General features: G+C 44.3%; 9 protein-coding genes. 4 read left to right on the plus strand and 5 right to left on the minus strand.

What is annotated here, in order from left to right; translation table 11 throughout:
* Positions 1–269: 269 nt before the first annotated feature.
* A complete protein-coding gene (lepA, locus tag FDP09_RS23470) occupies positions 270–2,063 on the minus strand; it encodes a translation elongation factor 4 (protein ID WP_137405148.1) in 1,794 nt (597 codons plus the stop codon).
* Positions 2,064–2,328: 265 nt separating this feature from the next.
* Here lepA and FDP09_RS23475 point away from each other — a divergent pair, with 265 nt between their 5' ends.
* A complete protein-coding gene (locus FDP09_RS23475) occupies positions 2,329–2,850 on the plus strand; it encodes a DUF4924 family protein (protein ID WP_137404864.1) in 522 nt (173 codons plus the stop codon).
* Positions 2,851–2,855: 5 nt separating this feature from the next.
* On the opposite strand, the gene FDP09_RS23480 is transcribed toward FDP09_RS23475, so the two are convergent.
* Complete coding sequence (locus FDP09_RS23480; protein ID WP_137404865.1) at positions 2,856–4,793, minus strand: AAA domain-containing protein; 1,938 nt, start codon at positions 4,791–4,793, stop codon at positions 2,856–2,858.
* Between the two features lie 72 nt (positions 4,794–4,865).
* Here FDP09_RS23480 and FDP09_RS23485 point away from each other — a divergent pair, with 72 nt between their 5' ends.
* Positions 4,866–5,471: an acyl carrier protein phosphodiesterase gene (locus FDP09_RS23485; RefSeq protein ID WP_137404866.1), complete on the plus strand. Its 606-nt coding sequence runs from the start codon at positions 4,866–4,868 to the stop codon at positions 5,469–5,471.
* Complete coding sequence (locus FDP09_RS23490; protein ID WP_137404867.1) at positions 5,458–5,907, plus strand: hypothetical protein; 450 nt, start codon at positions 5,458–5,460, stop codon at positions 5,905–5,907. The genes FDP09_RS23485 and FDP09_RS23490 overlap by 14 nt, the downstream gene beginning before the upstream one ends.
* Before the next feature lie 169 nt (positions 5,908–6,076).
* Here the strand turns inward: FDP09_RS23490 and FDP09_RS23495 are convergent, their stop codons facing one another.
* The 3 genes from FDP09_RS23495 to murI form a co-directional block, all read right to left on the minus strand.
* Entirely contained in the window at positions 6,077–7,129 is a 1,053-nt protein-coding gene (locus FDP09_RS23495; RefSeq protein WP_137404868.1) for a M42 family metallopeptidase, read from the minus strand.
* Positions 7,130–7,227: 98 nt separating this feature from the next.
* Complete coding sequence (locus FDP09_RS23500; protein WP_137404869.1) at positions 7,228–9,111, minus strand: amidophosphoribosyltransferase; 1,884 nt, start codon at positions 9,109–9,111, stop codon at positions 7,228–7,230.
* Between the two features lie 262 nt (positions 9,112–9,373).
* Positions 9,374–10,180, minus strand: coding sequence for a glutamate racemase (gene murI / locus FDP09_RS23505; RefSeq protein WP_137404870.1), 807 nt, complete (start codon positions 10,178–10,180; stop codon positions 9,374–9,376).
* Positions 10,181–10,688: 508 nt separating this feature from the next.
* Between murI and FDP09_RS23510 the strand changes: the two genes are divergently transcribed.
* On the plus strand, positions 10,689–11,072 hold the full coding sequence (locus FDP09_RS23510) for a hypothetical protein (protein WP_137404871.1): 384 nt from the start codon (positions 10,689–10,691) through the stop codon (positions 11,070–11,072).
* The last annotated feature ends 23 nt before the right edge of the window (positions 11,073–11,095 follow it).

Consider the following 11,095-nt stretch of genomic DNA (forward strand, 5'->3'; position numbering starts at 1 on the left):
CTTTCTACAAGATTATTTTTCATATCAAAAAGCTTTTAGTTAACTACAACAACTTAAAAACCTTCTAATCCAAAAACATCCATCTAATTTTCCAAATCCAAGGCTTTGCCAGTGTACTTCCCTGATTAGTGTTGACCGGATTAATATTAGTTTTCATTGTCAATTATTGTAATCGCTAGTCATTTACTAAAATCCTATCGTGTTTACCCCACCTAACCTCCCCGCCGCGGCGGGGAGGACTTCGTACTTCTACCTTCGTACCTCTAACTTTAATCCAGCTTAAGCACTGCCATAAATGCCTCCTGAGGCACTTCCACATTCCCCACTTGCCTCATACGTTTCTTACCTTTCTTCTGCTTGTCAAGCAACTTACGCTTACGTGAAATATCACCCCCATAACACTTGGCCAGTACGTTTTTGCGCATGGCTTTCACCGTTTCCCTGGCGATGATTTTCGTTCCTATGGCTGCTTGGATTGCAATCTCAAACATCTGTCGAGGCACCAATTCTTTCAGCTTCTCACAGAGCCTTTTGCCCCATTCATAGGCTTTGTCCCTATGGACCACCGCCGACAACGCATCCACCACTTCCCCGTTGAGCATGACATCCAATCGCACCATTTTGGAAGCTTTATTGTCACGCAGATCATAATCCAACGAAGCATATCCTCTGGAAATGGTCTTTAGCTTATCAAAGAAATCAAAAACAATCTCTGCCAAAGGCATGTCAAAGATCAGCTCCACCCTATCAGCTGTCAGGTAAACTTGGTTTTTGATCTGTCCCCGTTTTTCCATACACAACTGGATCACTGGCCCGACATAATCGGACTTGGTAATGATCGATGCATGTACATAGGGTTCCTCGATATGCTTGAAAAGATTCGGATCCGGCATGTCGGATGGGGCATTGATCAATTTGAAGGTATCATCGTTCATCAATGCCTTGAATTGAACGGAAGGTACCGTCGTGATCACCGTCATACCAAACTCACGCTCCAGGCGTTCTTGGATAATTTCCATGTGCAGCATTCCCAAAAACCCACAACGAAAGCCAAAGCCCAAGGCAGCGGAAGTCTCTGGTTCCCAAACCAAGGAGGCATCATTTAGCTGGAGCTTCTCCATGGATGCCCTCAATTCTTCAAACTCCGTGGTATCTACAGGATAAATCCCCGCAAAAACCATCGGTTTTACATTCTCAAATCCTTTGATGGCATTGGCGCATGGCCGTTTGATATGCGTGATGGTATCCCCCACTTTTACCTCTTTGGCCACTTTGATACCAGAAATCAGGTACCCCACATTTCCTGCACTGATGGTATTCTGTGGATGCTGGACAATACCAAGGACGCCGATTTCATCGGCATCGTATTCCCTGCCTGTATTGACGAATTTAATTTTATCTCCTTTGTTAATGGTTCCGTTAAACACACGGAAAAGCACCTCCACACCCCTAAAAGGATTATACACGGAATCAAATATCATGGCCTGTAACGGCTCGTCTGCATTCCCCTTAGGAGCTGGAATCTTCTCCACTACAGCATTCAGGATATCCTCGATTCCAGTGCCTTCTTTGCCGGAGGCTAAAATAATATCCTCCCGGTCACATCCAATAAGGTCTATCACCTCATCGGCGACCACTTCTGGCTCGGCACCCGGAAGATCGATTTTATTCAGCACAGGAATAATCTCCAAATCATGCTCCATTGCTAGGTAAAGATTGGAAATCGTCTGCGCTTCCACCCCTTGTGAAGCATCTACGATCAGCAAAGCCCCTTCACAAGCAGCTATGGATCGGGACACTTCGTAGGAGAAATCCACGTGCCCGGGCGTATCGATCAAATTCAACGTATATTCCTCTTCCTGATAGGTATATTTCATTTGGATCGCATGAGACTTAATGGTAATTCCCCGCTCACGCTCGAGATCCATATTATCCAACAATTGATCCTGCATCTCCCTTTCAGTTACCGTATTGGTAAATTGCAGAAGACGGTCGGCCAACGTACTCTTCCCATGATCAATATGGGCAATGATACAGAAGTTTCTTATTTTTTGCATATCCATTCTGTGGGCAAAAATAGTAAATAGTCTTTGCAAAACCGCACATTTGCACTCCAATAGATAGAAGTAGTTCTCCCAATCATCGAATAAAGCAGATCGAATCCCTTAACAACCTAGAGAATCAATCTCATTAGATGCCCTAATACGATATTCCTACCAAAATAGCGTAGGGCAAAAGCCGCAGAAATGCTTGCGCAACTTTTTAAAAGCCTAGGGAATTATATTACAGCATTTGTATCTTTGCCTTTCTCAAAAAGCCTATACACTCATGAAACAACTGGCAGAAAAGAAAAAAAAACAAAATATCGGCGAATATATCGTTTACATGTACCAAATGGAGGACCTGCTCCGCTCCTATCAATTCGATATGGATGAAGTCCGTCAGTACGTCGTCTCCCATTACCCTGTATCTGAAGAGGAAAAAAGTGCCACTACAGACTGGTTTGGTGAATTGGCAGAGAAAATGGAAGATGAAGGCATCAAAGACGCTGGGCATCTAGCATCCACACAAAAGGAAGTGCAAAGGTTAGCCGAGATCCATTGGGACTTGTTAAAAAGAGACAAGGAATATTTTGCCATTTACCATGAAGCAAAGCCCCACGTCATCGAGTCGATCATGTCTGCGGAAGGACAGGACATCGGTCATGAAATCCAAATCTGCATAAATGGGGTTTATGGACTTCTGCTATGCCGGCTAACAGGCAAAAAGCTCAGCTCCGAGCAAGAAAATGCAGCAAAAGCTTTTGGCAAGGTATTGAGCTATCTTAACCTTGCCTACATGGACAGCTGAACCATTCAATCCCCCAACTCCATGTACTCATAAACACTCTTATAAAGCCCGTTCTCAGATACAAAGTCCAAAAACTGTTGGTAAAAAGGATGACTGCTTAATGTACCACTATCCCCAATCACCATCAATTTCCGCTTGGCCCTGGTAAGGGCGACATTCATCCTTCTGGTATCTGCCAAAAAGCCGATTTCCCCCTCTTCATTTGACCGTACCAAGCTGATCAAGACCACGTCCCGCTCTTGGCCTTGGAAACCATCTATGGTACCAATGGTCACCGCATCGGAGAGCTGCCTCAGCCCTTCATACCCTGCCCCCTCTTCCATCAATTCCCTCAACTTTTTCACTTGGGCTTTGTAGGGTGAAATGATCCCAATGTTGAACCGCTGTTCCTGAAAACTCCCCACACCAATTCGCTCGACCAGTTTCTCCAGCAGCCCCAAACCAAAACTGCCCTCTTCGGTATTCAGCTTACTTAATGAATCCTTTTCCAGGTGTTCTCCAAAACCACTGCCGGCCGTATCGATGAACTCCATCACCGGTTCTTCTTTGTTCAAGCAATGGGCATCAGTCAATGCTGCCGCTTCCAGGTGCCCATGATAGAAATATTCACTTGAAAACCGCATGATCAGCTCAGGCATACGGTATTGCACCTTAAGCATCCAACTGGCAGCCGGCTGACATTCGATGACTTTTTCAAACAATGTTTTGCCTAACCCTTCCTGACTTGCCTCATACGATTTTATGGTCGGTGGGAGTTGGCAATGATCTCCGGCCATCACTATTTTTTTTGCCTTCATGACCGGTATCCAAGTGGCTGGCTCTAGGCCTTGCGCAGCTTCATCGATAAACACCACCGGAAATTCCATTCCTTTCAGAGCAGTATGATTGGCCCCTACAAGCGTGGTAGCGATCACTTGGTTTTGCTGAAAAACATCATAAAAGATATAATCTTCCAAATGCCTAGCGGCCTCTTTAACCTTTGATGCTTCAGCAAACAATCGCTTTCGTTGCTGACGTTCCTCCACTCCAAAATTCCGCTTGTACTTCCTTCCCAAGGCACGGTACTCCTCAGCATCCTTCCGCAATTTCTTTAAATCCTTAAAACCACTGTGCTTTGCTACCTTAGCATCCAGCGTCTGCTCGAGTATTTGATCATCCACTCTTGCCGGATGCCCTATTCGCAAGGTCGAAATACCCTTTGCCAAGAGCTTTTCCACCAACAGATCTACTGCGGCATTACTGGGCGCACAGACCATCACCTGACGATGCTGCTGGAGCGTTTCTTGGATCGCCTGCACCATCGTAGTCGTCTTGCCAGTGCCTGGAGGACCGTGTACCAAGGCTACGTCTTGCGCTGCCAGCACGTTTTTTACCGCTTCCTCCTGACTGTGATTCAGATGAGAGGCCTCCAAAGCCAAGGGTAATCCAGCAGAAAATGAAGCCGCATCCTGTCCCAACAGGACATCCCTTAGCTGTCCAAGCCTTCCGCCTCCTGCCTTGATCACCTGCTGCATCGCATAGTCCATTTCGCGATAACTTGCCTCATCGAAATGCAAGTCAACCCCCAATTTACCATCATGCAGCCAGTCCGGCCATTCATTCCCCATCAAGGTAATGACCATGGTGTTTTTCTTTACCAAATTGACCACGCCATTTGTCCGTGAGGGCACCCCCTCCGAAAAATTAGAAAACAAGGAGACCGTCTTTCCGGACTGAAAACCATGCGAAAGCCGGCTATCTGCTCTTTCTACCTCTACGATCAACCGATCTCCCAGTCCTACTTTGGTCTTCATCACCTGTACGGGATACCAGCAAATCCCTTCTTTCTGCTTATCGGCGATAGAAGCACTGAGCGTCTTGAGCCGGTACTGCTCCAAGTCTTCTTTCCACTCTTTCCTTAAAAGTTGTAAAGTTATTTTTAATTCTTCCTGTATTTTCGACATCAATGGTTATTTTTAGTATTCAAAACTAATGTATTTAAACCGAGTTTTCAGGCTTCAAAACGTTTTTCAATATTGAACTTTTTAGCACACGCATATCTGTCATTTGACCACCCTAAGGTTTTGCTCGGAAACTTTATCGGAGATTTTGTACGTGGCAATCTGAAGGAACAGTTTGATCCGGGGATCGCTCTGGGCATCCATCTTCATCGTGAAATAGACCACTTTACCGATACCCATCCAGTGGTCAAAGAAGCCCAGAAAATGTTAAAACCCACCTACAAACGCTATTCCCTGGTGATTACAGATGTTTATTTTGATTATTTTTTGAGCAAATACTGGAATGAATACGATGATAGAAGCATTCAGGAATTTTCGCAGCAAGTATATGCCATCATAGATAAAAACAAGGAAAAACTTCCCAAGAGCTTTCTCCAGCTCTTTCACCATATGAAAAAGGGAGACTGGCTCGTGGCATACGGAACCATGGACGGTATGAAATCCACCTTGACAGGCATCTCCAAACTTACTACTTTTGACTCCAAAATGGGATCTGCCCACCTGTTTCTCCAACAACATGAGAAAGCACTGAAGGGGTATTTTGATCGCTTCTTCCCTGATTTGATCACGTTCTCCAAGTACAAGCTGGAGGAACTAAGAAAAGAATATGATTCACTGTAAACCAAAACGATCCACCTATATATCATTAGGAATAGTGGTATTGATCCTCTTTGCAGGCCTGAGCTATATACTGCATGATTTCAGCACTGTCAGAACGTATGGGTTGATCTTTTACCTTGCCAGCGCCAGCATCCTTACGGTAGTACTTCTTATGCTATTGGTAAAAATGATGGCCGGTTACCGCTTTCTTTCTGTAGGCAAAGGCAAAATCACTGTAAGGCTGCCCCTTAGGGGAATGAAAAAACACTACACCTTGGCTGATATCTTAGCTTGGCAGGAAGAAATTGTCCATGCCAATAAAAAGGAATTCAGACAATTGACCATTGTTTTTGATGACAAAAACTCCATCAGCCTCAGCAACCACGAACATGTCAACTACATCGAGCTGTACCAATACCTGATCAAAAAAGTCCCGAAAAAAAAGGTTAAGGCCTGAGAAAGCACCAAGTACGAGCTAAAAAGTACGAAGATGAAAGAGTGGCAAAATAAAGGATTGAATATCGAAAAAAATGATCGGGACAATGGCAGGATATTCCATTTCATTGTCCCGACCCGTGTCATTGTCTCAAGTCTCCTATCTCACTTATTGACACTTACCTCTCTTTTCAATGCTTCCAGTCGTATTGGTCAAGGTTTTCCAGACAGGCATTTAGGAGCTTTATACTAGCGGCAATATCCTTTTTATTGGCCATTTCGATGACTTGGTGCATGTGCCGTGTAGGAATGGATATAGCTCCAGCGATAGCGCCTTGCTTGCCCATTCGCTGTACCCCTGCGGTATCCGTACCTCCGGCAGTAAGGATTTCCGGCTGCCACTTGATTTGGTTGCTGTCAGCGGTCTTTTTCATAAAATCTACCATTCGATAATCACAGATGGTCATGGCATCCATTACTTTGATGGCAGTCCCCTTTCCGAGTTCTGTCACCTTCTCATGTGGAGAAGCTCCCGGTACATCAAATGCGATAGTCGTATCAAGGGCTATCCCAAAATCCGGATTGACACCATGGGCGGCCACATTGGCACCTCGAAGCCCTACTTCTTCTTGGACGGTAAAAGTGGCATAAACATCATAAGGAGGGTTTTTTATGGTTTTCAACGCCTCTATCAAAATAAAAACAGCTACCCGGTTATCGATGGACTTACAGTTTACACAGTCCCCCATTTCGATCAGCTCACGGTCTCTTGTCACCGAATTCCCCACTTGGACATACTTCTCCACCTCATCCTTTGGCATCCCCAAATCAATAAAATAATCAGTAGTCTTGGGAAGTTTGTTTCGCTCCTCCGGCGTCATCACATGGATCGGCTTGCTGCCCATTACCCCGACCAAATCTTTCTTACCATGCACAATTACCCTTTGGGCAGTCAGCGTCTTCGGGTCAAACCCACCCAAGGTGTGAAACCTCAAAAAACCATTGTCATCGATGTGCGTAACCATAAATCCAATCTCATCCATATGTGCCGCTACCATCACGCGCTTCCCATCAGGATTTTTACTTCCTTTTTTGATCGCAATGACATTGCCTATATTATCTACTTTCACCTCATCTACCAGAGGCGTCACTTCCTTAATGACCAAGTCTCTGATCCTTTTTTCAAAACCAGGCGCACCGGCCACCTCACAAACTTGCTTTAACAGTCCAGTATTGATACTCATATTTTTATGGTTTGATTATTTAGCTTTTAATTTGGCAGGCCTGAAAATACAAAAAGGCCATCATAACGACGGCCTTTTTCTTATAATTTAAATTTTATCTAGTAGGCCCTTACGACCTTTCCTTCCATAAAGTTCACAAAGGATTTGTTTACCACTTTCATTCCCCCTTCCGTGGGAAAATCGCCGGTGAAGTACCAATCTCCCAAATGCTCCGGACAGGACTTATTGAGGTTTTCCACTGTTTGGTAGATCACCTTGACCTCCGCATTGATCTGGTCCATGGTGATGATTTCGGCAATTTTATCAGATATCTGCTGCGGGGTAAATTTACCGTACACTTCCTTGACGAAGTTTTCTTCAGCATTGGGATTTGCCATACACTTGTCATACACCTCATCCAAAATATACTGCTGACCGGTTTCTTCCAATAGCTTTAACGCTGCCCTGAAGGCGATGAACTCCCGCATCTTGGACATATCGATCCCATAGCAATCAGGATAGCGAATTTGTGGTGCCGATGATACGACGATAATACGCTTCGGCTTCAGCTTATCCAAAGTCGTCAGAATACTCTTCTCCAACGTCGTACCTCTCACTATACTATCATCCAGCACAACAATGGTATCCACACCGGAGCGGATGACCTCGTAGGTAGTATCATAGACATTCGCCACCATGACGTCGCGATCATTGTCGTTGGTAATGAAGGTCCGAAGCTTAACATCCTTGTTCACCAGTTTCTCTACTCGCGGCCTAAAACTCAGCAAGTCTTCGATATTTTCCAAATGGGGCTTCCCTTCCAACAGGATCTCACGTCTCTTGGCGCTCAAGTAGTCCTCAAGACCTTCTATAAGTCCTAAGAACGCAGTCTCTGCAGTATTCGGAATGTATGAAAATACGGTGTTTTTTAGATCAAAGTCGATCGCTTTGAGAATTTGGGGGATCAGGGCTTTTCCGAGTTGTTTTCTCTCCCTGTAAATATCCGGATCGGTACCCCTTGAAAAATATATTCTTTCGAATGAACACGACTTTTTCTCCAGGGCAGAAAGGATTTCATGCTCTCCATATGAACCGTCCTTATTGACGATCAGTGCATGACCTGGCTTGATTTCATGAATAGCATTGTAATCGATATTAAAAGCAGACTTAATGGCCGGCTTTTCTGAGGCAATGACGACGATTTCATCATCGGCATAGTAGTAGGCAGGCCTGATCCCCGATGGATCCCTTACCACAAAACTAGCTCCATTCCCGATGATTCCCGCCATAGCATAACCACCGTCAAAATCCCTGCAGGACCTTCTCAGTATCCTGGCCACATCAAGCTCCCGTTCGATCACCTCAGTGATCTCATTATTGGAATATTCTCCTTTGTATTTATTGAAAATCCGTTGATTTTCCTCATCTACAAAGTGCCCGATCTTTTCCATCACCGTCACGGTATCTGTCTTCTCCTTTGGGTGCTGTCCCAACTCCACCAACTTTCCAAACAGCTCCTCCACGTTGGTCATGTTGAAATTCCCTGCCATCACCAAATTCCTGCTCCTCCAGTTGTTTTGCCTCAAGAAAGGATGGCATGTCTCTATGCTATTTTCCCCATGGGTACCATACCGTAAATGCCCTAACCAAACTTCACCGGAAAAGGCGACATTGTCCTTGATCCAGTCGGCATTTTTAAGTCCTTCTTCACCACCAAGTTTCTTTGCTTTTCGAAACTTCTTGGACACTTTTCCGAAGATGGAGTTGACTGCTTGCGGATCCACTGACCTGTACCGGCTGATGTACCGTGTACCGGGCTTGCTGTTTATCTTAATGTTTGCAATTCCTGCACCATCTTGGCCCCTGTTTATTTGTTTCTGCATTAGCACATAAAGCCGGTTTGCAGCATACATTGGCGTACCATATTTATCAATATAGTATTGAAGGGGCTTGCGGAGCCTGACCATGGCTATGCCGCATTCGTGTTTGATTTGATCACTCATCGGGTATTTGCAAGTAGTATTTTAAGCAACAAAGTTAAACCTTTTTTATCACTTTCTCCCAAATGTCTCGGGGCTTTAACAACCCTTTTTTAAAAAGAAAAATTCATTTTTTCAAAATTTGTCCTTAAAAACAGTTTGCTACAAAAAATAATATTCTACACAAAAACACATCATCTAGCAATAAGCCTACAATCAAAAGACTAACCTAAAAATAATTATCCCTTAACGTACTTTTCTAAAATAGTAATTTAGACCAGCGTTATTACTCCCAAAGTGGATACTTCTCCAAGTTTACTTCTCGACCAAAAAACAATTTCGTCGTATTTTCGAATGAAGCGGTGTAGTCAGAGACCAGGAAACGATCCTTGCCTTTTGCCCCTGTGTTCAGTAAGCCTTCCGTCTCCAGATATTGTCTCGTAGCTTGGGCAATCATCTCCGAACTGTCAATCACTTTTACCTTTCCTTCGTAAAATTCATCTATCTGGGGCTTGATCAATGGATAATGGGTACACCCTAAAATCAAGGCATCGATAGCCGTCAGCTCTTCGTCATCCAAATAGGACTTGATGATTTCCCGGCTGATGCTGTTACTGTGAAATCCCTCTTCTATCATTGGTGCCAAAAGGGGCGTGGCCAAGGCAGTAAAAGAAACCCCTTTGTCCAAACCTTCTATTTTCTGGCGATAGACCCCGGAATTGACTGTCTGTTTAGTCCCGATCAGCCCAACCCGTTTATTGGAAAGCTCACGACCAACATAATCCACCACCGGCTCGATGACATCAAAGACTGCCGCACGCGAAGCCACGTATGCCTTGACCAATTCAAAGGCTGCCGTAGAAGCTGAATTACAGGCTATCAATACCATTTTACAATTGGCCTTTAGCAATACATCGGCAATCTTTACCGCATATGCCTGAATAGCTGCAGTGCTTTTATCACCATAGGGCAAATGGGCCGTATCACCAAAATAAACCAATTGCTCATCTGGCAGGAGCTTCTTTACAGCCCTAGCGACGGTCAAACCGCCAATTCCACTATCAAAAATCCCAATGGGAGAACTTGCCTGCATAAAATCAAAATGCTAATAAACAAATGCTAATTTTCTACAAAGCTATAAAAAAAGATCCCTCAAGCGCACGTGCCTGAGGGAAAATTGCAAGCAAAGAGTTATAGATTTAATAATTATTGGCACTAATATAAAAGAATTGCAAAACAACTGCAAGCCTCAACACAATCGTTCCCCCTTCGATCCCATGCACAACCGGCGGATTCATCCGAATGGTACTGGCCAACCTCCAGAAGTAATAGCAGCAGGAACAGTACATGATTACCCAAAATTAGCAGTGAAACAAAATATTCAGGGAAATTGCACCATACCGACCCAATACCCTTTCGGAAATCTACATTATGTGGATTTGCACCTCAACCCATCGCCAAATATTGGCATAAACAAGCTAAAAACATGGCTTTCAATACATTTGAAGGGGAATGGTCTGATTTTGGCTCCTGCTTTACAAGCGCTTTAAATCTGCGAAGTATTTAAATCCAGGTCGATCAAAGCACTAACCACTGAAATCATGAAATTGCCAATATTTAAATATCTCTTGTTCATTCTGCTCGTGGCGGGATGTGCAGACCCCACTACAGATCCAAAACCTGCCGTTTCGGAACAGAAAGAAAACTGCCTGCCCCAAGGCCTAGCGGACACTAAAATTGTCGAATACAGAAATTTGCCAAATCCCATCATCAAAACCTTAAATCAAAACAGTGTCTTTGCAGAAATGAAATTGATCAAGGCCACCAAAGTCTCCAACGGTACCGGAGGATTTTACAGCTTAGCTTTTGAAGATGAAGAGAAGTTCATCATTAGGGCCAAATTTAACAATGCAGGTCAGCTGATCCCGTACGACAGCCAACCCATCGAGGTAGCTCAACCCCTTACGAAACAGCCGAAAAAGTAATTATCGGCTGTTCAAGAATTATT

Origin of the sequence: Echinicola rosea, assembly GCF_005281475.1 — a bacterium.
In the GTDB taxonomy this organism is placed as follows: domain Bacteria; phylum Bacteroidota; class Bacteroidia; order Cytophagales; family Cyclobacteriaceae; genus Echinicola; species Echinicola rosea.

What these genes read in the sequence shown, in the direction of transcription:
- FDP09_RS23490 (WP_137404867.1), top strand. Translation starts at nt 5,458, where the DNA reads ATGATTCACTGTAAACCAAAACGATCCACCTATATATCATTAGGAATA.
- FDP09_RS23500 (WP_137404869.1), bottom strand. Translation starts at nt 9,111, where the DNA reads ATGAGTGATCAAATCAAACACGAATGCGGCATAGCCATGGTCAGGCTC.
- murI (WP_137404870.1), bottom strand. Translation starts at nt 10,180, where the DNA reads ATGCAGGCAAGTTCTCCCATTGGGATTTTTGATAGTGGAATTGGCGGT.
- FDP09_RS23480 (WP_137404865.1), bottom strand. Translation starts at nt 4,793, where the DNA reads ATGTCGAAAATACAGGAAGAATTAAAAATAACTTTACAACTTTTAAGG.
- FDP09_RS23475 (WP_137404864.1), top strand. Translation starts at nt 2,329, where the DNA reads ATGAAACAACTGGCAGAAAAGAAAAAAAAACAAAATATCGGCGAATAT.
- FDP09_RS23510 (WP_137404871.1), top strand. Translation starts at nt 10,689, where the DNA reads ATGAAATTGCCAATATTTAAATATCTCTTGTTCATTCTGCTCGTGGCG.
- FDP09_RS23495 (WP_137404868.1), bottom strand. Translation starts at nt 7,129, where the DNA reads ATGAGTATCAATACTGGACTGTTAAAGCAAGTTTGTGAGGTGGCCGGT.
- lepA (WP_137405148.1), bottom strand. Translation starts at nt 2,063, where the DNA reads ATGGATATGCAAAAAATAAGAAACTTCTGTATCATTGCCCATATTGAT.